Raw genomic sequence first — 22,480 nt, 5'->3', positions numbered from 1 at the left:
ACTGGGAATCTTCGCCAAACTTCTCCCTGGGGTTATGGGTCCTGGCGTTCGCCAGGACGACACCGGTTGCGTGGACGCGGCGTACCCCAAGCGCCGCCCTACAACGCCCGCACCTGCCAGAACCGCAGCGTCCGCCGCGCGTTCTCCGGCGTCATGCGTGCGAAATTGCTTTGCGCCCTGGCGATGTCCCCGGGCTTCATCGCGCCCGTTGCAAAACGGCTTTCGAGGACGGCGGCGGTGGTTTCCCAACGGAGCTGTGCCGCCTTGCACGGTACCAGCAGGCCGTCTTCGCGCAGGCTCTGCATCAGCGGACGAATCACTTCGACGGTCGATCCGGACAGCGCCGCCAGCGCTGCCACGGCTTCTTCATAGCGTCGTTGCGTGGCAAAGCTGAACAGTGTCGCCTCGGTGAGCTGGCCGGCGGCCTTGAGGTTTGCGATCGCGCGCTTGGCGCCTTCGAAATCGCGGACACCGGACATCTCCCGCTCGACGCCGACAGTGACTGCGGCGATCGCGTTCTGGATTTCCTCGAACAGATGCGGCGGCGCGCGCGACAGCAGTCGGATGCGGACGACATCCGTCGCCGAACGCAGCAATTGGCGGCGCATGTCCGATGGCAAATCGACGCGGACGCCGACGCTGACGGCGAGCTCGGGATCGGCCTCGGCCTGTCCGACGATGACGGCGAATCCATTCCCCGAGACGCGCGCGCCGGGATTGGCGGCGAGCCGCCGGCTGACGCTGGGATAGCGGCGCGCCAGCAGCGCATCGGTGACGATCTCCTTCAGCCACCAGCGCCCGGCGACCGCGAGCAGATGCGGCTCGCCCTTCGATGACGCGATCTTCACCAGTTCGCCATCGTCGAGGCGCGCGGATTCCTGGAGCACGGGACCGGCGATGCGAATTTCGTCATTGTTGGCGAGGCGGCGGATCACGGAAGGCGGCGCCTGTGCGATCGGCGCCAGTTGCGCACTGATCTCGGCCAGCGCAACGCGCGCGCCCATGTCGGCGATGGCGCGCAGCTCGATGGTGCCGATCAGGCGGTCGAGCACGTCGTCGAACAGCGCGATCTGCTCGTCGTCAAAACTGCCGGCGGAGGACAGGAATAGGTCGGTGACGCGGCGGGCGGTTGCCAGGCCCTTTTCCGCGGAGCCTGTCCGAAGCGCGGACTCGACCTCGTCGATGATCGATAGTTCGGCCGTGGACATGACCTGCAGCTCGTCCTGAGCGGATTGCGGAAGCTTGTTCTAAGCAATCGCTATCATTAGAGACGAGCCCTGAAGGTTTCGTAAACCACGGCCCGATAGCCGGGCACTCCGCTCCTCGTCCTGAGGAGCCGCGTAGCGGCGCGCCTCGAAGGATGACCACAGGGACAGCCGGGCCTGCATGGTTCGAGACGCGCGTTCCGCGCTCCTCACCATGAGGGTCGAGCAGTTGGGCTATTCCCCATTCCACCCGCAGGCGCGGAGCTTCTCGTGCATGTGAGCGGGCGCCGGGGCCACCACGCGGACCGGCTCCTTGTTGCGGGAGATCGGCACCACGATCTCGCGGGAATGCAGGTGCAGCTTCGGCTCGCCGAAGCGCGGGCCGTTGCCGTAAATGTTATCGCCGAAGATCGGCCAGCCGGTCGCGGACGAATGCACCCGCAATTGATGGGTCCGGCCGGTCACCGGTTCCATGGCAAGCCAGGTCAGGCCGTCGCCCCGGCCCATCACCTTCCAGTTGGTGACCGCCTTCTGACCCTCGGGGTCGGGCTTCTGCCACCAGCCGCGCTCGGCATTGAGCCGGCCGAGCGGCATGTCGATGGTGCCTTCGTCCTCGGCAGGGCCACCCTCGACCACGGTCCAGTAGGTCTTGCCGATCTTGCCATGCTTGAAGAGAAGGCCGAGCGACGCGGTCGCCTTGCGATGGCGGCCGAGAATGAGACAACCGGAGGTATCCTTGTCCAGCCGGTGGGCCAGCACCGGCGGCCGCGGCAGGCCGAAACGCAGCGCGTCGAAGGAATCCTCCAGATTGGCGCCGCCCTTGGGGCCGCGATGCACCGGCAGGCCCGACGGCTTGTCGATGACCAGCATCAGCCCGTCGCGATGGAGCACGCGGGCCATGATCTCGTCGGCGGTCAACGCGGGAACATCGAGCAATTGCAGGACTTTCGTATCGGCGAGACTTTCGCTCAAGACTTTCGTTTGGGAGCCGGAACGGCTAACACACCGCCACCATGAACGATACCACCCCCGAGACCCCCAAGCAGAGCTGGTGGCGCCGCCTGTCCGACGGGCTGAAGCGCACCTCGTCCTCGCTCGGGACCGCGGTCGCCGATCTCGTCACCAAGCGCAAGCTCGACCGCGCCATGCTCGACGACATCGAGGACGTGCTGCTGCGCGCCGACCTCGGCACCTCGGTCGCGGTGCGGATTGCGGACGCCGTCGGCACCGGGCGCTACGACAAGGCGATCTCGGCGGACGAGGTCAAGGACGTCGTGGCGACCGAGGTCGAGAAGGTGCTGGCGCTAGTGGCCAAGCCGCTCGAGATCGACACGGCCAAGAAGCCGTTCGTCATCCTCGTGGTCGGCGTCAACGGCTCCGGCAAGACCACCACCATCGGCAAACTCTCGCAAAAATTCGCATCCGAAGGCCGCAAGGTGATGCTGGCCGCCGGCGACACGTTTCGCGCAGCCGCGATCGAGCAGCTCAAGGTCTGGGGCGACCGCACGAAGACGCCGGTCATCGCCGGCGCCCAGGGATCGGATTCGGCGAGCCTTGCCTTCAGCGCGCTGACGGCGGCGAAGGAGCAGGCCGTCGATGTGCTCCTGATCGACACTGCGGGGCGCCTGCAGAACAAGGCCGAGCTCATGAACGAGCTCGAAAAGGTCGTGCGTGTCATCCGCAAGGTGGACGCGAGCGCGCCGCATGCCGTGCTGCTCGTGCTGGACGCCACCGTCGGCCAGAACGCGCTGTCGCAGGTCGAGGCCTTCCATCGCACCGCCGGGGTCACCGGCCTCGTGATGACCAAGCTCGACGGCACCGCCCGCGGCGGCATCCTGGTGGCGCTCGCGGAAAAATTCAAATTGCCGGTGCATTTCATCGGCGTCGGCGAAGGCGTCGACGATCTCGCGCCGTTCACCGCGCGTGATTTCGCCCGCGCCATCGCTGGAATCGAAAGCTGATAATGGACAAGACCCAGCCGCATCCGCTGTTCAAGCTCGCGACCGAGCTTGGTCCGCTGCTCGTGTTCTTCTTCGTCAACGCGAAGTTCAACCTGTTCGCCGCGACCGGCGCCTTCATGGTCGCGATCGTCGCGGCGATGATCGCCTCCTATGTGGTGACGCGGCACATCCCGATCATGGCGATCGTCACAGGCGTCATCGTGCTGGTGTTCGGCACGTTGACGCTGGTGCTGCACGACGAGACCTTCATCAAGGTCAAGCCGACCATCATCTATGCCCTGTTCGCCGCGATCCTCGGCGGCGGCCTGTTGTTCGGCCGCTCCTTCATCGCGGTCATGTTCGACCAGATGTTCAATCTCACGCCGCAGGGCTGGCGCATCCTGACGCTGCGCTGGGCGCTATTCTTTGCCGGCATGGCGGTGTTGAACGAGATCGTCTGGCGCACCCAGAGCACGGATTTCTGGGTGAACTTCAAGGTGTTCGGCGTCACCCCGCTGACCATGGTCTTCGCCATCGCTCAGATGCCGCTGACCAAGCGCTATCATCTCGAGCCGGTGTCGCTGGAAGCGAGCGAGGCTGAGGCGGGGGATGTGCGGAAGGGGTAGTTAGGTCTCGTGTCCCGGATGCGCGAAGCGCGATCCGGGACCCAGAAGGCCGCGATCGAGCTGCTGGCATGGGCCCCGGCTCTGCAGCGCACCGCTGAAGAAGCGCTGCGCTGCGTCCGGGGCACGGCCCGTACTACGATCCAGCCTTCAGCGCCTTCTCCATCTGCGGCAGCAGCACCGTCCGATAGTTCTCCGGTGTGATCGGTCCGACCAGCTTGTAGAGGATGGTGCCCTCGGGCCCGACGACGAACGTTTCCGGTACGCCATAAACGCCCCATTCGATCGAGGCGCGGCCGTTGGCGTCCACGCCGACGCGGCCGAACGGGTTGCCGTAGCGCCCGAGGAAGCGCCGCGCATTGTCGGCAGCGTCCTTGTAATTGATGCCGACGAGCTGGAAGCGCTTGTCCTTGGCGAGTTCGGTCAGGAGCGGCGCCTCGTCGTGGCACGGCACGCACCAGGACGCCCAGACATTGACGAGGCTGACCTTGCCCTTGAAGGCGGCGGGATCGAGGCCAGGGATCTGCGCGTTGTCAGCCTGCAATCCGTCGAGCGGCGGCAGCATGGTTTGCGGCGCCGGCCGTCCGATCAGCGCGGAGGGAATCCGTGAGGGATCGCCGCTGCCGAGCCGGAACCAGAACAGCAATGCAAGGCCGATGAAGACAATCAGCGGCAGCACCATCAGGAAGGTGCGGCGCGGCGGCGATGCGGAGGTCGATTGATCGCTCATGATCTATCCGTGGCGCTGCGCCCCGAACGGCGCGTGACGCCGCTGCGATCGAACTCGCGCAGGCGCTGGGTCTGGTTGCGATAGTCGAGCACGATCCAGCCGATCAGTATCACCACGACGAGCGCCGCAGCTGCGTAGGACGTCACGATGAAGGACGCGTAGGGACCAAGCGACATCGTCATGCAGCCCCGACTTCTTTTGTCGCGTTTTCTTCACGCGAACCGGTGCCCACTTCGCTCGAAAACGCGACCTGGCTCGCCTGCATCATCTGCAGCGAGCGGACACGGCGGCGCAAAATCTCGTTGCGCATCGCAGCCAGATGCAGCGTGACGAACAGCAGCGTGAAGGCGATCGCCATCACCAGCAGCGGAATCAGAAAGGACTTGTCGAGCGTCGCACCGCCCATCCGCATCACCGAGGCCGGCTGGTGCAGCGTGTTCCACCAATCGACGGAGAACTTGATGATCGGCAAATTGATCGCCCCCACAAGCGTCAGCACGGCGGCGGCGCGCGCCGCGCGCGAGGGATCGTCGACCGCGCGCCACAGCGCCATCAGGCCGAGATACATCAGGAAGAGAATCAAGACCGAGGTCAGCCGCGCGTCCCATTCCCAATAGGCGCCCCACATCGGCCGGCCCCACAGCGAGCCCGTCAGCAGCGCGAGGAACGTGAAGCTGGCGCCGATTGGAGCCGCGGCTTTCGCCGCGACGTCGGCGAGCGGATGCCGCCACACCAGCGTGCCCAGCGAGGCGATGCTCATCACGCCCCAGACGAACATCGACAGCCAGGCGTTGGGAACGTGGATGAACATGATCTTCACCGTCGCGCCCTGCTGATAATCGTCGGGCGCGTTGGCGGACTGGTAGAGCCCGATCGCGAGCAGGATGATTGTCGCAGCCGCAAGCCACGGCAGCAGGCGCGCTGTCAGCGCGAGGAACCGTGTGGGGTTGGCGAGGTCGATCAGCGTCATGGTATCCTGTTAATCACAGGTCAGCGCTCAGGCAATCGGCATAAAAGCGGGCCGCGAAAGTTGATCGGGGTCAAGGTCAGTCGAGCCCCTGCCTCAGGCTCGCCGCTGCGGCGAACGGGCCGACCACGAGGCTGACCAGCGACAGCGCGCACAGGATCGAGAACGGCGCGCCGAAATTCATGGGTCCGACGATCACGGCCTGCGAGGCCGCGACCCCGAAAATCAGCACCGGGATCGACAGCGGCAGCACCAGCACGGCCATCAGGAGCCCGCCGCGATGCAGCGTCACGGCCAGCGCGGCGCCGATCATGCCGGTGAATGTCAGCGCCGGGGTGCCGGCCAAAAGTGTCAGCGCCACCGCGCCGGTCGCGACCATGTCGAGGTTGAGCAGCAGGCCGAGCACGGGGGTTGCGACAATCAGCGGCAGGCCGGCCGCCAGCCAATGCGCCAGCGCCTTGGCGGCGCAGGCCAGTTCCAGCGGCGTCCGGCTCATCGTGATCAGGTCGAGCGAGCCGTCCTCGTGGTCGGCCATGAACAGTCGGTCCAGGGTGAGCAGGCTCGCCAGCAGCGCGCCCAGCCACAGGATCGCCGGCCCGAGCCGCGATAGCAGTGCCAGGTCCGGGCCCACCGCAAACGGCATCAGCACCACCACGGTCAGGAAGAACAGCACGCCGATCAGCGCCCCGCCGCCGACCCGGAGCGCGATCCGCATGTCCCGGCGGATGAGGGCGGCGAGAGCGGTCATGGGGCGCTCCCATCGTGCCCCGAGGGCGGTGCGCTCCCTCCCCCGCTTGCGGGGGAGGGCCGGGGAGAGGGTTTCTCGACAATGAAGATTCTCCCAGAGGAGAGAACCCTCACCCGGCGCTGCGCGCCGACCTCTCCCGCAAGCGGGAGAGGCAAGGGAGCCCGCGGCGACGGCTGCGCCCAAGGTGCGAGAGCCGTGCCCAGCCGCTCGAAAAGCTGAGGGTCCGTAAACCTCATCCCACCCCCCCGATCCGAAGCTCCCGCGAATCGATCCCGAGCGGCGCATGGGTCGCCGCCACGATCAGGCCGCCCCGGCCGAGGTGGTCGCGCATCAGGCCGCCGAACATGTCCTGGCCGGCGACATCAAGCGCATTGGTCGGCTCGTCCAGCAGCCAGACCGGCCGGCGGACCGTCAGCAGCCGGGCCAGCGAGAGCCGGCGGCGCTGGCCGGCGGACAGGAAGGCGGCGGGCAGATGAGTGGCATGGGCGAGGCCGACGGTGGCGAGGCTCTCGGCGGCGTCACTGCGCTCGCCGCCCAGAAAATCAGCCCAGAACGACAGGTTTTCAGCCACGCTCAGGGCGGGCTTCAGGGCGTCGCGATGGCCGAGATAGTGGCACTGTTCCGGCAGTGTCAGTTCGGCATCGCCCTCATCCAGGGCGATTGTCCCGCCAGCCGGAATGAGCAGGCCCGCGATCATCCGCAGCAGCGAGGTCTTGCCCGATCCGTTGCGGCCCACGACCGCCACGGCTTCGCCGGAGCCGGCCTCGAAATCGAGTCCGGAAAACACCTCGCGGCCACCCCGCACGCAAATGACCCCGCGTCCGGACAGCTGCATCTTGCCTTGAATCCAACCGCTCAAAGCCGGGCCTCAGGAAAACTTGGGGTAGCGCATGGGAATTTTTGGCTCGTGAATTGCTGCGGCACGATTGTGGCTGTGGCGGCGCCGTTAGAAAGCTTCTATAAGCCCGGAACTACTTGATGCAGCAACTCAACCTGCCCCTGCAAGCGACCCAGCCTGTTACGCTGACGGTGTTAAAATACCCCTTGCCGGGTATAACTAACAATTGGGATTTCCTTCATGACCTCGCTCGACAGCTTCAAATGCAAAAAGACCCTCAAGGTCGGCGCCAAGACCTATGTCTATTACAGCCTGCCCACGGCCGAGAAGAATGGTCTGAAGGGAATTTCGAAACTCCCCTACTCGATGAAGGTTTTGCTCGAGAACCTGCTCCGCAACGAGGACGGCCGCTCGGTCAAGAAGGAAGACATCGTCGCGGTGTCGAAATGGCTGCGCAAGAAGTCGCTGGAGCATGAGATCGCATTCCGCCCGGCGCGCGTGCTGATGCAGGATTTTACCGGCGTGCCGGCTGTCGTTGACCTCGCCGCGATGCGCAACGCGATGCAGAAGCTCGGCGGCGATGCCGAGAAGATCAACCCGCTGGTGCCGGTCGACCTCGTCATCGACCATTCCGTGATCGTGAACTTCTTCGGTGACAACAAGGCCTTCGGCAAGAACGTCACCGAGGAATACAAGCAGAACCAGGAGCGCTACGAGTTCCTGAAATGGGGCCAGAAGGCGTTCACGAACTTCTCCGTCGTGCCGCCCGGCACCGGCATCTGCCACCAGGTCAATCTCGAATATCTCTCCCAGACGGTCTGGACCAAGAAGGAGAAGATGACGGTCGGCAAGAAGACCGGCACCTTCGAGGTCGCCTATCCCGACTCGCTCGTCGGCACCGACTCCCACACCACCATGGTCAACGGTCTCGCCGTGCTCGGCTGGGGCGTCGGCGGCATCGAGGCGGAAGCCTGCATGCTCGGCCAGCCGCTGTCGATGCTGCTGCCCACCGTCGTCGGCTTCAAGCTGAAGGGCGCGATGAAGGAAGGCGTCACCGCGACCGACCTCGTGCTGACCGTGACGCAGATGCTGCGCAAGCTCGGGGTGGTCGGCAAGTTCGTCGAGTTCTTCGGCCCCGGCCTCGACAATCTCTCGGTCGCCGACAAGGCGACGATCGCCAACATGGCGCCCGAATATGGCGCGACCTGCGGCTTCTTCCCGGTCGACGCGGCCGCGCTCGACTATCTCAAGACCTCCGGCCGCGCTCCGGCCCGCGTCGCGCTGGTGCAGGCCTATGCCAAGGCGCAAGGGCTCTTCCGCACCGCAAAGTCGGCTGATCCGGTGTTCACGGAAACGCTGACGCTCGACCTCGGCGACGTCGTTCCGTCGATGGCCGGTCCGAAGCGTCCCGAAGGCCGCATCGCGCTGCCGTCGGTCGCCGAAGGCTTCTCGCTCGCGCTCGGCACCGAGTACAAGAAGACCGAAGAGCCGACGAAGCGTTTTGCCGTCGACGGCAAGACCTTCGAGATCGGCCATGGCGACGTCGTGATCGCCGCCATCACCTCCTGCACCAACACCTCGAACCCGAGCGTCCTGATCGGCGCCGGCCTCTTGGCGCGTAACGCTGCCGCGAAGGGCCTCAAGGCAAAGCCTTGGGTGAAGACTTCCCTCGCGCCGGGCAGCCAGGTGGTTGCGGCCTATCTCGCCGATTCCGGTCTCCAGGCCGATCTCGACAAGGTCGGCTTCAACCTGGTCGGCTTCGGCTGCACCACGTGCATCGGCAATTCCGGCCCGCTGCCGGAAGAGATCTCGAAGTCGATCAACGACAACGGCATCGTCGCGGCCGCCGTGCTCTCCGGTAACCGCAACTTCGAAGGCCGCGTCTCGCCGGACGTGCAGGCGAATTATCTGGCCTCGCCGCCGCTGGTCGTCGCCCACGCGCTCGCGGGCAGCGTCACCAAGAACCTCGCCGTCGAGCCGCTCGGCGAAGGCAAGGACGGCAAGCCGGTGTACCTCAAGGACATCTGGCCGACGACGAAGGAGATCAACGCCTTCATGAAGAAGTTCGTGACCGCGGCGATCTTCAAGAAGAAGTATGCCGACGTGTTCAAGGGCGACGCCAATTGGCGCAAGATCAAGACCGTCGAGAGCGAGACCTACCGCTGGAACATGTCTTCGACCTATGTGCAGAACCCGCCCTATTTCGACGGCATGAAGAAGGAGCCGGAGCCGGTCACCGACATCGTCGAGGCACGCATCCTCGCCATGTTCGGCGACAAGATCACCACCGACCACATCTCGCCGGCCGGTTCGATCAAGCTCACCTCGCCCGCCGGCAAGTATCTCAGCGAGCACCAGGTGCGTCCCGCCGACTTCAACCAGTACGGCACGCGCCGCGGCAACCATGAAGTGATGATGCGCGGCACCTTCGCCAACATCCGCATCAAGAACTTCATGCTCAAGGGCGCCGACGGCAACATCCCGGAAGGCGGCCTCACCAAGCACTGGCCTGACGGCGAGCAGATGTCGATCTACGACGCCGCGATGAAGTACCAGCAGGAGCAGGTTCCGCTGGTGGTGTTCGCCGGCGCCGAATACGGCAACGGCTCCTCGCGCGACTGGGCCGCCAAGGGCACGCGTCTGCTCGGCGTCCGCGCCGTGATCTGTCAGAGCTTCGAGCGCATTCACCGCTCCAACCTGGTCGGCATGGGCGTGCTGCCGCTGACCTTCGAGGACGGCACCTCCTGGTCGTCGCTCGGTCTGAGGGGCGACGAGAAGGTCACGCTGCGCGGCCTCGTCGGCGACCTGAAGCCGCGTCAGAAGTTGACCGCCGAGATCGTCTCCGGCGACGGCTCGTTGCAGCGCATTTCGCTGCTTTGCCGCATCGATACGCTGGACGAGCTCGAGTACTACCGTAACGGCGGCATCCTGCACTACGTGCTGCGCAAGCTCGCGGCGTAAGCGCGGATTCGTGAACGGTGGCTCACTGCGAAGTGAGTAGAAGGTTGAACGAAGGCGGCCTATCACAAGGCCGCCTTCGCGCGTTTGCGGCGCGGTTCAGATGGGCCCGTCAGGCGGAAAACCCGCATTGGACGGTGGAATGTGCCGCGCCCCGTAAGACTACGGTGACCATCAGGCGATAAGATTTCCCTTCCCACGAGCAATGGTGTGCGGCGTTCGACATGACAACAATGACGGCTTCTCATCTGGTTTCGCGTTGGTCCGGTGCCCTCTGGTCGGGAGCGCTTGGTATCTGTGCGATCGTCGCCGTCATTCGTCCTGCCGAGGCTGATCCCCGCGCCGTTGTCGAATTGTTTACCTCGCAGGGCTGCTCCTCCTGCCCGCCGGCCGACAAGATCATCGGCGACCTCGCAAGCGATCCCTCGATCATCGCGCTGAGCATGCCGATCGACTATTGGGATTATCTCGGCTGGAAGGACACATTGGCGGATTCGCGTTTTTCTGCACGACAGCGGGCCTACTCGCGCGTCCGCGGTGACCGCGAAGTCTATACCCCGCAGGTCGTGGTCAACGGCTCCACGCATGTCGTCGGCAGCGACCGCACCGGCATTGAAAGCGCGATCGGCAAGACCGACCAGGGCACGGGCGTGATGAGCGTGCCGGTGTCGATGTCGCTCTCGGGCAAGCAGATCAACGTCTCGGTGGCCGCGAGCAAGGAGCCTGCAGCCTCGCATGGCGAGGTCTGGATCTGCTCGATCGCCAAGTCGGTGCCGATCGCGATCAGCCGCGGTGAAAATCGCGGGCAGCAGGTCATCTATCACAACGTCGTGCGCAACCTGCTCAAGGTCGGCGACTGGAACGGCCGTCCGGAAAGCTGGACGGTGCCGATCGAGAACCTCGCGCGCGACGGTGTCGACGGCGCGGTGGTCTACGTCCAGGACGGCAGTCGCGAAAAACCGGGCCCGATGCTGGGCGCGGCGTACACGTCACTGCACTGACGCGCACACTTCGAATCCTCTCCGACTCAAGCACGCTCTTGATCCTCATGGTGAGGAGGCGCGTCAGCGCCGTCTCGAACCATGCAGGCCCTGCTGAGGCAGCTCGGCCTCGATCCTTCGAGACGCCGCTTGGCGGCTCCTCAGGACGAGGGGAGAGAGTTTGTGCTGAGATGGTGAGACATCCGTCGAGGCAGAAACATCCCGACGCAAACAAAAAAGGACCAACTCGCGTTGGCCCTCCTTGTCGTGCGAACAGACCCGATCCTGACGACCCCGGGGGGCTGGGGGCTGAGGAATCCGGAACCGAAAGGACCGGGTCAACGCACACAGGTCTTTTCGCAATGCAGGGCGGCGGGCGCTTGGCGGAAAAGCGGCGACACTATGATTCCTGCTAACGATCCCGTGACGGATCGCCGCGTGCGCGTGCTCTGATTCGCACGGTTTCCGCGGGTCCCTTCAGGGCCCTTGCGGTCGGGAACAGTTGGCGCAATCATGCAACTGTCATGATCCGAGGTTCCCGGGGCGGTCTTCGCGGACGCGGTCATGCTGATGCGACAGGAGGCGCTTGATGAGTCTGTCGGAGGATGCCGACCCGAGCGAACAGCGCGCGGCGGCGCGCCCAGCTGCTGCGACCACGCAACTGAGCCGGGTGACGTTCAACCGGCTCGAGCTGAACCGTATTCTCAATCTCTACGGCCGCATGGTCGCCGATGGCGAGTGGCGCGACTACGCCATCGACTTCCTGAAGGACCGCGCCGTGTTCTCGGTCTTCCGCCGCGCCTCGGAAGTGCCGATCTATCGCATCGAAAAAGATCCGCGCCTCGCGCGCAAGCAGGGCATGTACAGCGTGATCTCGGCGACGGGTCTGATCCTGCGCCGCGGCCACGAGCTCGAGCGCGTGCTGCTGGTGATCGATCGTAAGCTGGCGGTGGTGTAGCCGCACGACCGGTGCCGTAGGGTGGGTTAGCCGCAGGCGTAACCCACCACTTCTGCTGACTTGGAACCACAAGAGGTGGGTTACGCTTCGCTAACCCACCCTACGAGACCTATGTCGTCGGCACGCTCTTCGCGCCCTCGCCGAGGTCGCGCTGCATCATCACCGTGTCCAGCCAGCGGCCGAATTTCAGCCCGACGCTGGGATGCGTGCCGATCATCCTGAACCCGCCCTTGGTGTGCACGCCGATCGAGCCGGCATTGGCGGAATCGCCGATCACCGCGATCATCTGGCGGAAGCCGCGCGCCTCGCATTCGGCGACCAGCCGCTCCAGCAGTAGAAGTCCGACGCCACGGCGGTGGAAGGACGGGTCGAGGTAGATCGAGTTCTCGACCGTGAAGCGGTAGGCCGGCCGCGGCCGGTAGGCGCCGGCATAGGCATAGCCGGTCAGACGGCCGTCGAGGATGGCGACGAAATAGGGATAGCCGCCGTCGATCAGCGCGCGATAGCGGCGCGTCATCTCCGCAAGGTCCGGCGGCTCCAGCTCGAAGGTCGCGGTGCCCTCGCGGACGGCCTGTTGGTAGATGGCGGTGATGGCGGGAAGGTCGGCCTCGGTGGCGGGCCTGATTTCAGGTGCGGACATGGGGCGAAGATAGCAGGGGCACGGCGATGAGCAACGCCGTTCCCGCCTCGTCATGGCCGGGCTTCGTCCCGGGCATAACGAGACAAACAAAAACCCCGGCCTCTCGGCCGGGGGTTGTGTCCGTTCACTCGTCCGAGCGCTTAGTCGCGCTGGCCGAGGAGCTGCAGGAGCAGCGTGAACAGGTTGATGAAGTTCAGGTACAGCGACAGCGCGCCGGTGATGGCCGCACGCTCTGCGATGTCACCGCCGGCCGAGGCGTAGCCGTAGATGTAGTCGTTCTTCAGCCGCTGGGTATCCCAGGCGGTGAGGCCTGCGAACACCAGCACGCCGACCACCGACACGACGAACTGCAGCACCGAGCTCGCCAGGAACAGGTTCACAAGGCTCGCGATCACGATGCCGATCAGGCCCATGAACAGGAACGAACCCATTCCGCTCATGTCACGCTTGGTGGTGTAGCCGTAGAGGCTGAGCGCGCCGAAGGTCGCCGCGGTGATGAAGAACACCCGCACGATCGAGGTGTGCGTGAACACCAGGAAGATCGAGGACAGCGAGACGCCCATCAGCGCCGCGAACACCCAGAACAGGATCTGGGCGGTCGAGGGGGCGAGGCGGTTGATGCCTGCCGAGATCACGAACACCATGGCGAGCGGCGCGAGCATGAACAGCCACTTCAGGGGGCTGACGAACATCGCGTAGCCGAACGGCGTCAGGAACAGCTTGCCGACGCGGACGGCTTCCGGGGTCGGAACGTCAGTCACGGCAGCCATGTAGACGCCGAGCGCGGCCAGGCCGGTGATGGCCAGGCCGATGCTCATGTAATTGTAGATGCGCAGCATGTAGGCGCGCAGGCCGGCATCGACCGTCGCGGCGTCAACACGCCCGGCGGCCCTGCCGAAAGGAGAAGCGTAGTTACGGTCTAGGTCCGACATGGTCGAATTCCCGTTGGTTGTCCGGTCCGGCACGAGGGCTCCATGCCACCGGTTCGTCAATTCTATCTCGGATACCGATGTCTGCCGACTAAATTTTGGCTAACAATCGGGGCTCCGAACCCATTCGATATGTGGGAAACTAACACATTCGCTGCAACCGTCCACGCGCGGCTGAATGTCGCCCTCGCCCACAATCCCGGCGAGCAGACGTGGTTAATCGCCGGAATCGGGCGATTCCGCTCCCGCACGGCCACCCGCTACATTTTGTCACAAATTCCGCAACACCGTGGCGGGCTTTTTGTTCAACGCCAGGAGCGTCCCGGCGAGCCCGAGCCCGACGGTGACGATCAGGGCGGCCGCGACCACCCCGGCCGCGCTGCCGGCCTGCCAGACGAAGGTGAGCGTCATCAGCCGCGTCACGATCATCCAGGCCGCGATGCTGCCGGCGAAAACGCCGAACACCGCGGTGGCAAGCCCGATCAGAAGGTATTCAAGCGCATAGGCGCCGAGCAGCCGCAGCCGGGTCGCGCCCAAGGTCTTGAGGATCACCGCATCGTAGACCCGATGGCGATGGCCGGCGGCGAGCGCGCCGCCCAGCACCAGGATTGCCGAGATCAGGGTCACGGCGCTGGCGCCCCGGATCGCCAGCGCAAGGTTGGTCACGACCGAGCCGACCGTCTCCATCACCTCGCGCACACGCACGCTCGTCACCATCGGATAGGCCTCAGCGACCTCTTTGATGATCTTGCCGTCGCCGGCGGCATCGCCACCGGCTTGCGTCAGCGTCGCGATATGGGTGTGCGGCGCGCCCTTGAAGGCGTTCGGCGAGAACACCAAGACGAAATTGATGCCGAGGCCTTGCCAGTCGATGGTGCGCAAATTGCCGATCCTGGCCGGAATGTCGCGGCCGAGGATATTGACCACCACCTCGTCGCCGAGCTTGAGGCCGAGCCCGTCGGCGATCTTCTTCTCCATCGACACCAGCGGCGGGCCGGCATAATCGGCGCTCCACCACTCGCCCTCGACCACCTTGGAGCCTTTCGGCAGCTCGGCGGTATAGGTCAGGCCGCGGTCGCTCTGCAGCACCCATTCGGAATCGGTGCTGGGCTTGAGCTCCTCGGCGCGGACGCCGCGGGCGCCGACGATGCGCCCGCGCAGCATCGGCACGTCCTCGACCTTCGCGCCGGGGGCGATCTGGCGCAGATAGCGGTCGAACTGCTCGGCCTGCGTGCTCGGGATGTCGATGAAGAAGAACGAAGGCGCGTTCTCGGGCAATGCCGCCAGGAACTGCCGGCGCAGATTGCCGTCGATCTGGGTGATGGTGACGAGCACCGCGAGCCCGAGGCCCAGCGACAGCACGACGGAGGGCGTCAGCGCGCCCGGCCGGTGGATGTTGGCGATCGCCAATCGCAGCATCGGCAACCGCGTGCGCGGCAGCCGCCGTGCGATCGTCATCAGCAGGGCGGCAATGCCGCGCAGCAGGACGAACACGACGACGGAGGAGGCCACGAACACCGCGGCGATCCGCTTGTCGAAGGAAAGCCCGATCACGACCGCGATGAGCAGCGCGACCACGACGGCCATGAACACGAGATAACTCCAGCGCGGCCGGTGCCATTCGGAGCTGATCGTGTCGCGGAACAGCGCGGCCACCGGCACGTCGTGCACGCGCCCGAGTGGCCACAGGCCGAAGGCGAGCGCGGTGAGCAGGCCGTAGACGAATGACAGCGCCAGCTCGTCGGCGTGCACCGCCGGCACCACCGGCAGCGGCAAGAGCTTTCCGAACAGGCCGACGATGGCGAAGGGCATGGCGGCGCCGAGCGCCAGACCGATCACGGAGCCGATCGCCGCGAGCAGGAGGACCTGCGCGAGATAGATGCCGAACACGTCGCGTCCGGTGGCGCCGACGGCCTTCAAGGCCGCGATCACCTCGAGCTTGCGGTCGATATGGCTCCTGACGGCATTGGCGACACCGACGCCGCCGACCAGCAGCGCGGCGAGGCCGACTAGAGTCAAAAACTGCGTGAAGCGATTGATGTTGCGCTCGAGCTGCGGCGAGGCATTGGAGCGGCTGCGGACTTCCCAGCCCGCCTGCGGTGCCGCGTTGCGCGAATCCGCGATGAAGGCTTCGGTGGCGCGGTCGGTGTTGGCGGTGTCAGGCAGCTTCACCCGGTAGACCCAGCGGACCAGGCTGCCGGGCTGGATCAGGCCGGTGGCGTGCAGGCCCGCCTCGCTGATCAGGAAGCGCGGGCCGAAGCCGATGCCGCCGGCGAGCTTGTCGGGCTCGGCCTCGACGGTGCTGCGGATCTGGAAGGTCGCGGATCCGATGGTGACGCGATCGCCGGTCTTCAGCGACAGCCGCGCCAGCAGCGTCGGATCGGCGGCGGCACCGAACGCGCCGTCGCGCTCCGCGAGCAGGTCGGACATCGGCAGCGGCGGCGCCAGCGTCAATTGTCCCAGCATCGGATAGGTGTCGTCGACCGCCTTCATCTCGACCAGCGCGAGCTGGCCGTCAGTCGAGCGCGCCATGCCGCGCAAGGTCGCGGCGCTCGAGACCGTGCCGCGCGAACGCAGGAAGGCGACTTCCTCCGGCTTCGCCTCGCGCTGAAACAAGACGAACGACACGTCGCCGCCGAGCAGCGTACGGCCCTCGCGGGCGAGGCCGTCGCTCAGGCTCGCCGAGACCGAGCCGACACCGGCGATGGCCATCACGCCGAGCGCGATGCAGGCGATGAAGACATAGAAGCCGCGCAGGCCGCCGCGCAATTCGCGCAGCGCGTAGCGCAGCGACAGCGCGACGCCGTTGGGCTTCGCGAACGGTTCGGCAGCAGCGCTCATGCCGGCGCCGACTGCGTGTCGATGCGGCCGGAGCGCAGCCGGATCACGCGATCGCAGCGATGCGCGAGCGAGGAATCGTGGGTGACCAGCACCAGGGTCATGCCGCGCTCGGCATGCTTGCTGAACAGCAGGTCGACGATCTGCTTGCCGGTGGCTTCGTCGAGATTGCCGGTCGGCTCGTCGGCAACGAGGATCGCGGGATCGGGCGCCAGCGCGCGGGCCAGTGCCACGCGCTGCTGCTCGCCACCGGAGAGCTGCGTCGGATAGTGATGCAGGCGGTCGCCGAGCCCGACCGATTGCAGCTCCTGCGCCGCGCGCTTTGCGGCATCCGGGTTGCCGGCGAGCTCGAGCGGGACGGCGACGTTCTCCAGCGCCGTCATGGTCGGGATCAGGTGAAACGATTGGAAGACGATGCCGACGTGGCGGCCGCGGAAGCGGGCCAGCGCATCCTCGTCGAGGGCATTGAAAGGCGTGCCGCTGACCACCACCTCTCCGCTATCAGGACGCTCCAGCCCCGCCATCACCATCAGCAGCGTGGATTTGCCCGAGCCTGACGGGCCGATCAGGCCGATCGTCTCGCTACGGCCGACGCGCAGGCTGATATCCTTGAGAATGTGAACGCGTGCCGCGCCCGCACCCAATGACAGATTGACGTTGGAGATGGCGATGGTGTCCGGCGTGGCGCCGGCGAGCGAAGAGGAGGAGATGCGAGTGTCCATGGTCCGGTCATATGGCAAGTCCGCACGCCCGGTCGAGAGGCGTTACGGATTGTTCATGCACATAGCCGTGTTGATGTTCGCTTTGATGACGGTCGCCAATCCCGCTTGGGCCGAGGCGGCGAAACCGATCAAGCTGGTGGTCCTCGGCGATTCCTTAAGCGCCGGCCTCGGTCTCCCCGCCCAGGAAGCCTTCCCCAAAAAGCTTCAAAAAGCCTTGCAGGCCAAAGGCATAGAAGTCGACATGATCAATGCCGGCGTGTCCGGGGACACGACATCCGGCGGCCGTGACCGGCTCGACTGGTCGATCCCGGACGGAACCGATGGTGTGATCATCGAGCTTGGCGCCAACGACGCGCTGCGCGGCATCGATCCCGATTTGACGCGCACCGCGCTGACCGACATCATCCAGCGTCTCAAGGCGCGCAAGATTTCAGTCATGCTGTGCGGCATGCTGGCGCCGCCGAATTACGGCCCGGATTACGCCGCGCGCTTCAATTCGATTTATCCGGATCTGGCGAAAAAATTCGACGTGCCGCTCTATTCTTTTTTTCTTGACGGTGTCGCGGCCGATGCCAAGCTCAACCAGGCCGACGGCATTCATCCGACCGCCGCCGGCGTCGACATCATCGTCGGCAACATCATGCCCACGGTGGAGGCATTTCTGCGCAACATAAGCGAGCAGCGGCGATGAAAAGCAGGCAGCGCTAACCCTAATTCCCAGTGTTTTACCGGAGTGAGGCGCGCGATACTTGCAGAGTCATACAAGTGCGATAGGAATCAGGGTACAGATGATTCGTCGCCGGCTCTAAAATTTGGATATGATCTCCTCCAGGGATCATGCCCAAGCATCGGGAGTGCGAAACGATGCCGCGTTTGTTCACTGGTCTGGAAATTCCGGCCGAGGTCTGCCAGACGCTTTCCAATTTGCGGGGTGGCCTCCCAGGCGCCCGCTGGATCGATCCCGAAAATTATCACGTCACCTTGCGCTTCATCGGCGACATCGACGGCCTGTCGGCCAACGAGATCGCCTCGATGCTGTTTCGCGTCGACCGCAAGCCGTTCGAGGTGAAGGTGCAGGGCTTGCAGAGTTTTGGCGGTCGCAAGCCGCGCGCGGTGGTCGCCACCATCGCGCCGAGCAAGCCGCTGATGGAATTGCAGGCCGAGCTCGAGCGCTTGATGCAGCGGATCGGTCTCGATCCAGAAGGCCGCAAGTTCATCCCGCATGTCACGCTGGCCCGGCTGCACGACGCCACCGACCGTGACGTCGCCGACTATCTCTCGCTGCGCGGCTACTTCCCGAGCAAGGCGTTCACGGCCGAACGTTTTGTGCTGTTCTCGTCGCGGGCGTCGACCGGTGGCGGGCCGTATGTCGTCGAGGATGCCTACGAGCTGTGCGAGTGAGGTCTCGTGCCCCGGACGCAGTGCGCCACGAAGTGGTGCACTGCTGAGCCGGGGCCCATCTTTCCGCGATCGACGTACGAACCAGTGGGTCCCGGCTCTGCGCAGCAGCGTTGCACGCTGCAGCGCGTCCGGGACACGGAATGCATAGCGCCCCGCACCAATTGACGGCTTGCAATTTCCGCCCATCTCTGGCGGTAAAGAGCGATGCTCTCGACGCCAAACTCCTCATTCCGCGAGGCCTATCAGGCCCAGATCGCCTCCGGCGCGATCGAGCCCGATGCCGCGCAGGCCGAGGTCGCCGAGGCCTATGCGGCGCTCGACCAGCGGCTTGCGAGCTACAAGCCTGCGCGCAAGCAGGGCCTGCTCAGCCGCCTGTTCAGCAGCGACAAGGACGAGGCACCGCGCGGGCTCTACATCCATGGCGAGGTCGGTCGCGGCAAGACCATGCTGATGGATTTGTTCTTCCAGCACTCCACCGTCGAGCACAAGCGCCGCGCGCATTTCCACGAATTCATGGCCGATGTGCACGAGCGCATCTACGACTATCGCCAGGGCATCGCGCGCGGCGAGATCGCCGATGGCGACGTCATCACGCTGACCGCGAACGCCATCTTCGAAGAGAGCTGGCTGCTCTGCTTCGACGAATTCCACGTCACCGACATCGCGGATGCGATGATCCTCGGCCGGCTGTTCGCAAAGCTGTTCGAGTTCGGCACCGTAGTGGTCGCAACCTCCAACGTCGCGCCGGACGATCTCTACAAGGGCGGCCTGAACCGTTCGCTGTTCCTGCCCTTCATCAAGCAGATCACCGACCACATGGACGTCGCGCGGCTCGACGCCCGCACGGACTTCCGGCTGGAAAAGCTCCAGGGTGTGGCGATGTGGCTGACGCCGGCAGACACTGAGGCGGACACCGCGCTCGACCGCGCCTGGTCGAAGATGTCAGGCGGCGCAAAATGCAAGTCGCGCGATATTTCGATCAAGGGTCGCATCCTGCACGTGCCGTGCTCCGCCCATGGCGTTGCGCGCTTTTCGTTCGCCGATCTCTGCGAGAAGCCGCTCGGGGCATCCGACTATCTCAGGCTGGCGCACGACTATCACACCATCCTGGTCGACCATATTCCAGTGATGGATGTCTCCCAGCGCAACTCGGCCAAGCGTTTCATCACGCTGATCGACACGCTCTATGACAATGCCGTGAAGCTGATGGCCTCGGCCGATGCCAACCCGATCTCCCTCTATCTCGCCCACGAAGGCAACGAGGCCAACGAGTTCAAGCGGACGGCGTCGCGCCTGATCGAGATGAGCTCGGAATCCTATCTGGCGCTGCCCCACGGCCGCAAGGATTCCACGGCAAGCGGCTCGACCAAAGGCCTGGTGGAGACTTAAGTCCTAGCCCGTCATTCCGGAATGCGCCGAAGGCGCAGGCCCGGAATCCATAACCACCATCGGGCGCATGGATCCGGCCCGCGACTTTCGTCGCGCCCGGGAATGACAGGGCTGCGTGCCCGAGGCATCGCCAAGCCCGACAATTGAGCATCCCCCGACTTGAACGGGGGGAGCGAAAGGGATAACCACCCATGCAGTTTTCCCCTCCTTCCGTGTCTAAAGGACAGGTTCACATGGCGCGCGACAAGATTGCTTTGATTGGCTCCGGTCAGATCGGCGGAACGCTGGCTCATCTCATCGGCCTGAAGGAGCTGGGCGACGTGGTGATGTTCGACATCGCCGAGGGCGTGCCGCAGGGCAAGGCGCTCGACATCGCGCAGTCCTCGCCGGTCGACGGCTTTGACGCGCACTATACCGGCGCGAACTCCTACGAGGCGCTCGACAACGCCAAGGTCTGCATCGTGACGGCCGGCGTGCCGCGCAAGCCCGGCATGAGCCGCGACGACCTCCTCTCCATCAACCTCAAGGTCATGGAGCAGGTCGGCGCCGGCATCAAGAAGTACGCGCCCGACGCTTTCGTCATCTGCATCACCAACCCGCTCGACGCCATGGTCTGGGCGCTGCAGAAGGCCTCCGGCCTGCCGCACAAGAAGGTCGTCGGCATGGCCGGCGTGCTGGATTCGTCGCGCTTCCGCTACTTCCTGGCCGACGAGTTCAACGTCTCGGTCGAGGACGTCACCGCGTTCGTGCTCGGCGGCCATGGCGACACCATGGTGCCGCTGGTGAAGTACTCCACCGTCGCCGGCATTCCGCTGCCCGACCTCGTCAAGATGGGCTGGACCTCGCAGGCGCGCCTCGACGAGATCGTCGACCGCACCCGCAACGGCGGCGCCGAGATCGTCAACCTGCTCAAGACCGGCTCGGCCTTCTATGCGCCCGCGGCCTCCGCGATCGCGATGGCCGAGAGCTATCTGCGTGACAAGAAGCGCGTGCTGGCCTCGGCCGCCTACCTCAACGGCGAATACGGCGTGAAGGATATGTATGTTGGCGTGCCCGTCGTGATCGGCTCCAAGGGCGTCGAGCGCGTCGTCGAGATCGAGCTCGTCGGCAAGGACCGCGAGGCCTTCGACAAGTCGGTCGGCGCGGTGCAGGGCCTGGTCGACGCCTGCAAGAAGATCGCTCCCGATCTTCTCGGCCGCTAAGATAAGCAATCTCCGCCGAAGATCGAAAACCGGTCTTCGGCGGTTTCATTTCCGGGGCCCCCAAACCTTATTTAGGCTGGGCGGGTTCCGGGTCCGCAAGTCCAGAGATCGATGTCAAAGAATCCGAGTTGCAGTTCCTGTGGTATATGGTATGCCAGCCACAAGACTGAGGTGGGCCCACGAGGTCACCGCCCGCGGGTTCAGGGAGCGACCATATGAATATCCATGAATATCAGGCCAAAGCGCTGCTCAACGAGTTCGGCGTCGCGATCTCCAAGGGCGTCCCGGTCCTGAATCCCGCCGATGCGGACGCGGCGGCAAAGGCTCTCCCGGGCCCGGTCTGGGTGGTGAAGAGCCAGATCCATGCCGGCGGCCGCGGCAAGGGCAAGTTCAAGGAAGCATCCGCCGGCGACAAAGGCGGTGTGCGCATCGCCAAGTCGGCCGCCGAGGTCTCCGAATTCGCCAAGCAGATGCTCGGCGCCACGCTGGTGACGATCCAGACCGGCCCCGCCGGCAAGCAGGTCAACCGCCTCTACATCGAGGACGGCTCCGACATCGACAAGGAATTCTATCTCTCGATCCTGGTCGACCGCGAGACCTCGCGCGTCTCGTTCGTGGTGTCGACCGAGGGCGGCGTCAACATCGAGGACGTCGCGCACAACAGCCCCGAGAAGATCGTCACCTTCTCGATCGATCCCGCGACCGGCATCATGGGCCATCACGGCCGCACCGTCGCCAATGCGCTCAAGCTCTCCGGCGACCTCGCCAAGCAGGCCGAGAAGCTCACCGCGCAGCTCTACGCAGCCTTCGTCGCCAAGGACATGTCGATGCTCGAGATCAACCCGCTGGTCGTGACCAAGCAGGGCCAGCTCCGCGTGCTCGACGCCAAAGTGTCGTTCGACGACAACGCGCTGTTCCGTCATCCCGAGGTGCTCGCGCTGCGCGACGAGACCGAGGAAGACGCCAAGGAAATCGAGGCGTCGAAATACGACCTCAACTACGTCACGCTCGACGGCAACATCGGCTGCATGGTCAACGGCGCCGGTCTCGCCATGGCGACCATGGACATCATCAAGCTCTACGGCATGGCGCCGGCGAACTTCCTCGACGTCGGCGGCAGCGCCAGCAAGGAGAAGGTCGCGGCCGCGTTCAAGATCATCACCGCGGATCCGAACGTGAAGGGCATCCTGGTCAATATCTTCGGTGGGATCATGAAGTGCGACGTGATCGCCGAGGGCGTCACGGCTGCGGTTCGTGAAGTCGGCCTCAGCGTGCCGCTGGTGGTCCGCCTCGAAGGCACCAATGTCGAGCTCGGCAAGAAGATCATCCGTGAATCCGGCCTGAACGTGGTGCCGGCCGACAATCTCGACGACGCCGCGCAGAAGATCGTGAAGGCCGTCAAGGGAGGCTGA

General features: G+C 65.1%; 21 protein-coding genes. 10 read left to right on the top strand and 11 right to left on the bottom strand.

The window, feature by feature from the left end:
• Positions 1–98 precede the first annotated feature (98 nt).
• Both IVB31_RS28975 and IVB31_RS28970 read right to left on the bottom strand, forming a co-directional pair.
• Complete coding sequence (locus IVB31_RS28975) at positions 99–1,208, bottom strand: DUF2336 domain-containing protein (RefSeq protein WP_247330942.1); 1,110 nt, start codon at positions 1,206–1,208, stop codon at positions 99–101.
• Between the two features lie 231 nt (positions 1,209–1,439).
• Positions 1,440–2,105, bottom strand: coding sequence for an RNA pseudouridine synthase (locus IVB31_RS28970; RefSeq protein WP_247332281.1), 666 nt, complete (start codon positions 2,103–2,105; stop codon positions 1,440–1,442).
• 113 nt (positions 2,106–2,218) lie between these two features.
• Here IVB31_RS28970 and ftsY point away from each other — a divergent pair, with 113 nt between their 5' ends.
• Complete coding sequence (gene ftsY, locus IVB31_RS28965) at positions 2,219–3,166, top strand: signal recognition particle-docking protein FtsY (RefSeq protein ID WP_247330940.1); 948 nt, start codon at positions 2,219–2,221, stop codon at positions 3,164–3,166.
• A gap of 2 nt (positions 3,167–3,168) precedes the next feature.
• Positions 3,169–3,771 carry a septation protein A gene (locus tag IVB31_RS28960; protein WP_247330938.1) on the top strand — a complete coding sequence of 201 codons (603 nt, stop codon included), beginning with the start codon at positions 3,169–3,171 and terminating at the stop codon, positions 3,769–3,771.
• Positions 3,772–3,904: 133 nt separating this feature from the next.
• Here the strand turns inward: IVB31_RS28960 and IVB31_RS28955 are convergent, their stop codons facing one another.
• The 5 genes from IVB31_RS28955 to ccmA all read right to left on the bottom strand — a co-directional run bounded on the left by IVB31_RS28955 (position 3,905) and on the right by ccmA (position 7,048).
• The gene (locus IVB31_RS28955; protein WP_247330936.1) at positions 3,905–4,498 is read right to left on the bottom strand and encodes a DsbE family thiol:disulfide interchange protein; all 594 of its coding nucleotides are present in this window, start codon (positions 4,496–4,498) and stop codon (positions 3,905–3,907) included.
• The gene (gene ccmD / locus IVB31_RS28950) at positions 4,495–4,680 is read right to left on the bottom strand and encodes a heme exporter protein CcmD (protein WP_247330934.1); all 186 of its coding nucleotides are present in this window, start codon (positions 4,678–4,680) and stop codon (positions 4,495–4,497) included. The genes IVB31_RS28955 and ccmD overlap by 4 nt, the downstream gene beginning before the upstream one ends.
• Positions 4,677–5,468, bottom strand: coding sequence for a heme ABC transporter permease (locus IVB31_RS28945; protein WP_247330932.1), 792 nt, complete (start codon positions 5,466–5,468; stop codon positions 4,677–4,679). Before IVB31_RS28945 ends, ccmD begins: the two co-directional genes overlap by 4 nt.
• A gap of 76 nt (positions 5,469–5,544) precedes the next feature.
• Complete coding sequence (gene ccmB, locus IVB31_RS28940; protein ID WP_247330930.1) at positions 5,545–6,213, bottom strand: heme exporter protein CcmB; 669 nt, start codon at positions 6,211–6,213, stop codon at positions 5,545–5,547.
• A 232-nt stretch (positions 6,214–6,445) separates the two neighbouring features.
• Positions 6,446–7,048 carry a heme ABC exporter ATP-binding protein CcmA gene (gene ccmA / locus IVB31_RS28935; RefSeq protein ID WP_247330927.1) on the bottom strand — a complete coding sequence of 201 codons (603 nt, stop codon included), beginning with the start codon at positions 7,046–7,048 and terminating at the stop codon, positions 6,446–6,448.
• A gap of 243 nt (positions 7,049–7,291) precedes the next feature.
• Between ccmA and acnA the strand changes: the two genes are divergently transcribed.
• From acnA to IVB31_RS28920, 3 genes are all read left to right on the top strand, one after another.
• Positions 7,292–10,012, top strand: a complete 2,721-nt coding sequence (acnA, locus tag IVB31_RS28930; RefSeq protein ID WP_247330925.1) for an aconitate hydratase AcnA — start codon at positions 7,292–7,294, stop codon at positions 10,010–10,012.
• A gap of 221 nt (positions 10,013–10,233) precedes the next feature.
• Positions 10,234–11,010, top strand: a complete 777-nt coding sequence (locus tag IVB31_RS28925) for a DUF1223 domain-containing protein (RefSeq protein ID WP_247330923.1) — start codon at positions 10,234–10,236, stop codon at positions 11,008–11,010.
• Positions 11,011–11,578: 568 nt separating this feature from the next.
• Positions 11,579–11,947 (top strand): DUF2794 domain-containing protein, encoded by a 369-nt coding sequence (locus IVB31_RS28920; RefSeq protein WP_247330921.1) that lies wholly within the window; start codon positions 11,579–11,581, stop codon positions 11,945–11,947.
• Positions 11,948–12,056: 109 nt separating this feature from the next.
• Here IVB31_RS28920 and IVB31_RS28915 read toward each other — a convergent pair whose 3' ends face one another.
• The 4 genes from IVB31_RS28915 to IVB31_RS28900 all read right to left on the bottom strand — a co-directional run bounded on the left by IVB31_RS28915 (position 12,057) and on the right by IVB31_RS28900 (position 17,076).
• Entirely contained in the window at positions 12,057–12,587 is a 531-nt protein-coding gene (locus IVB31_RS28915; protein ID WP_247330919.1) for a GNAT family N-acetyltransferase, read from the bottom strand.
• A gap of 140 nt (positions 12,588–12,727) precedes the next feature.
• Entirely contained in the window at positions 12,728–13,519 is a 792-nt protein-coding gene (locus IVB31_RS28910; RefSeq protein ID WP_007598855.1) for a Bax inhibitor-1/YccA family protein, read from the bottom strand.
• A gap of 267 nt (positions 13,520–13,786) precedes the next feature.
• The gene (locus tag IVB31_RS28905; RefSeq protein WP_247330917.1) at positions 13,787–16,357 is read right to left on the bottom strand and encodes an FtsX-like permease family protein; all 2,571 of its coding nucleotides are present in this window, start codon (positions 16,355–16,357) and stop codon (positions 13,787–13,789) included.
• Positions 16,354–17,076, bottom strand: coding sequence for an ABC transporter ATP-binding protein (locus tag IVB31_RS28900; protein ID WP_247330914.1), 723 nt, complete (start codon positions 17,074–17,076; stop codon positions 16,354–16,356). The genes IVB31_RS28905 and IVB31_RS28900 overlap by 4 nt, the downstream gene beginning before the upstream one ends.
• Positions 17,077–17,131: 55 nt before the next feature.
• On the opposite strand from IVB31_RS28900, the gene IVB31_RS28895 reads away from it, so the two are divergent.
• The 5 genes from IVB31_RS28895 to sucC all read left to right on the top strand — a co-directional run bounded on the left by IVB31_RS28895 (position 17,132) and on the right by sucC (position 22,480).
• A complete protein-coding gene (locus IVB31_RS28895) occupies positions 17,132–17,767 on the top strand; it encodes an arylesterase (RefSeq protein WP_247332280.1) in 636 nt (211 codons plus the stop codon).
• Between the two features lie 173 nt (positions 17,768–17,940).
• The gene (thpR, locus tag IVB31_RS28890) at positions 17,941–18,477 is read left to right on the top strand and encodes an RNA 2',3'-cyclic phosphodiesterase (protein ID WP_247330912.1); all 537 of its coding nucleotides are present in this window, start codon (positions 17,941–17,943) and stop codon (positions 18,475–18,477) included.
• A gap of 204 nt (positions 18,478–18,681) precedes the next feature.
• On the top strand, positions 18,682–19,866 hold the full coding sequence (gene zapE, locus IVB31_RS28885; RefSeq protein WP_247330910.1) for a cell division protein ZapE: 1,185 nt from the start codon (positions 18,682–18,684) through the stop codon (positions 19,864–19,866).
• Between the two features lie 233 nt (positions 19,867–20,099).
• Positions 20,100–21,068, top strand: coding sequence for a malate dehydrogenase (gene mdh, locus IVB31_RS28880; RefSeq protein WP_007598869.1), 969 nt, complete (start codon positions 20,100–20,102; stop codon positions 21,066–21,068).
• A 215-nt stretch (positions 21,069–21,283) separates the two neighbouring features.
• The gene (gene sucC / locus IVB31_RS28875) at positions 21,284–22,480 is read left to right on the top strand and encodes an ADP-forming succinate--CoA ligase subunit beta (RefSeq protein WP_247330908.1); all 1,197 of its coding nucleotides are present in this window, start codon (positions 21,284–21,286) and stop codon (positions 22,478–22,480) included.

The organism is Bradyrhizobium sp. 21, from assembly GCF_023073335.1.
In the GTDB taxonomy this organism is placed as follows: Bacteria; Pseudomonadota; Alphaproteobacteria; order Rhizobiales; family Xanthobacteraceae; genus Bradyrhizobium.
The sequence above is the reverse complement of the archived record's forward strand: the minus strand, read 5'-3'. Positions and strand labels throughout refer to the sequence as shown.

What these genes read in the sequence shown, in the direction of transcription:
- IVB31_RS28960 (WP_247330938.1), top strand. Translation starts at nt 3,169, where the DNA reads ATGGACAAGACCCAGCCGCATCCGCTGTTCAAGCTCGCGACCGAGCTT.
- IVB31_RS28955 (WP_247330936.1), bottom strand. Translation starts at nt 4,498, where the DNA reads ATGAGCGATCAATCGACCTCCGCATCGCCGCCGCGCCGCACCTTCCTG.
- zapE (WP_247330910.1), top strand. Translation starts at nt 18,682, where the DNA reads ATGCTCTCGACGCCAAACTCCTCATTCCGCGAGGCCTATCAGGCCCAG.
- IVB31_RS28915 (WP_247330919.1), bottom strand. Translation starts at nt 12,587, where the DNA reads ATGTCCGCACCTGAAATCAGGCCCGCCACCGAGGCCGACCTTCCCGCC.
- sucC (WP_247330908.1), top strand. Translation starts at nt 21,284, where the DNA reads ATGAATATCCATGAATATCAGGCCAAAGCGCTGCTCAACGAGTTCGGC.
- ccmB (WP_247330930.1), bottom strand. Translation starts at nt 6,213, where the DNA reads ATGACCGCTCTCGCCGCCCTCATCCGCCGGGACATGCGGATCGCGCTC.
- IVB31_RS28905 (WP_247330917.1), bottom strand. Translation starts at nt 16,357, where the DNA reads ATGAGCGCTGCTGCCGAACCGTTCGCGAAGCCCAACGGCGTCGCGCTG.
- IVB31_RS28910 (WP_007598855.1), bottom strand. Translation starts at nt 13,519, where the DNA reads ATGTCGGACCTAGACCGTAACTACGCTTCTCCTTTCGGCAGGGCCGCC.
- acnA (WP_247330925.1), top strand. Translation starts at nt 7,292, where the DNA reads ATGACCTCGCTCGACAGCTTCAAATGCAAAAAGACCCTCAAGGTCGGC.
- IVB31_RS28925 (WP_247330923.1), top strand. Translation starts at nt 10,234, where the DNA reads ATGACAACAATGACGGCTTCTCATCTGGTTTCGCGTTGGTCCGGTGCC.
- IVB31_RS28920 (WP_247330921.1), top strand. Translation starts at nt 11,579, where the DNA reads ATGAGTCTGTCGGAGGATGCCGACCCGAGCGAACAGCGCGCGGCGGCG.
- IVB31_RS28975 (WP_247330942.1), bottom strand. Translation starts at nt 1,208, where the DNA reads ATGTCCACGGCCGAACTATCGATCATCGACGAGGTCGAGTCCGCGCTT.
- IVB31_RS28970 (WP_247332281.1), bottom strand. Translation starts at nt 2,105, where the DNA reads ATGGCCCGCGTGCTCCATCGCGACGGGCTGATGCTGGTCATCGACAAG.
- mdh (WP_007598869.1), top strand. Translation starts at nt 20,100, where the DNA reads ATGGCGCGCGACAAGATTGCTTTGATTGGCTCCGGTCAGATCGGCGGA.
- ftsY (WP_247330940.1), top strand. Translation starts at nt 2,219, where the DNA reads ATGAACGATACCACCCCCGAGACCCCCAAGCAGAGCTGGTGGCGCCGC.
- IVB31_RS28900 (WP_247330914.1), bottom strand. Translation starts at nt 17,076, where the DNA reads ATGGACACTCGCATCTCCTCCTCTTCGCTCGCCGGCGCCACGCCGGAC.
- IVB31_RS28895 (WP_247332280.1), top strand. Translation starts at nt 17,132, where the DNA reads ATGCACATAGCCGTGTTGATGTTCGCTTTGATGACGGTCGCCAATCCC.
- IVB31_RS28945 (WP_247330932.1), bottom strand. Translation starts at nt 5,468, where the DNA reads ATGACGCTGATCGACCTCGCCAACCCCACACGGTTCCTCGCGCTGACA.
- ccmA (WP_247330927.1), bottom strand. Translation starts at nt 7,048, where the DNA reads ATGCAGCTGTCCGGACGCGGGGTCATTTGCGTGCGGGGTGGCCGCGAG.
- ccmD (WP_247330934.1), bottom strand. Translation starts at nt 4,680, where the DNA reads ATGACGATGTCGCTTGGTCCCTACGCGTCCTTCATCGTGACGTCCTAC.
- thpR (WP_247330912.1), top strand. Translation starts at nt 17,941, where the DNA reads ATGCCGCGTTTGTTCACTGGTCTGGAAATTCCGGCCGAGGTCTGCCAG.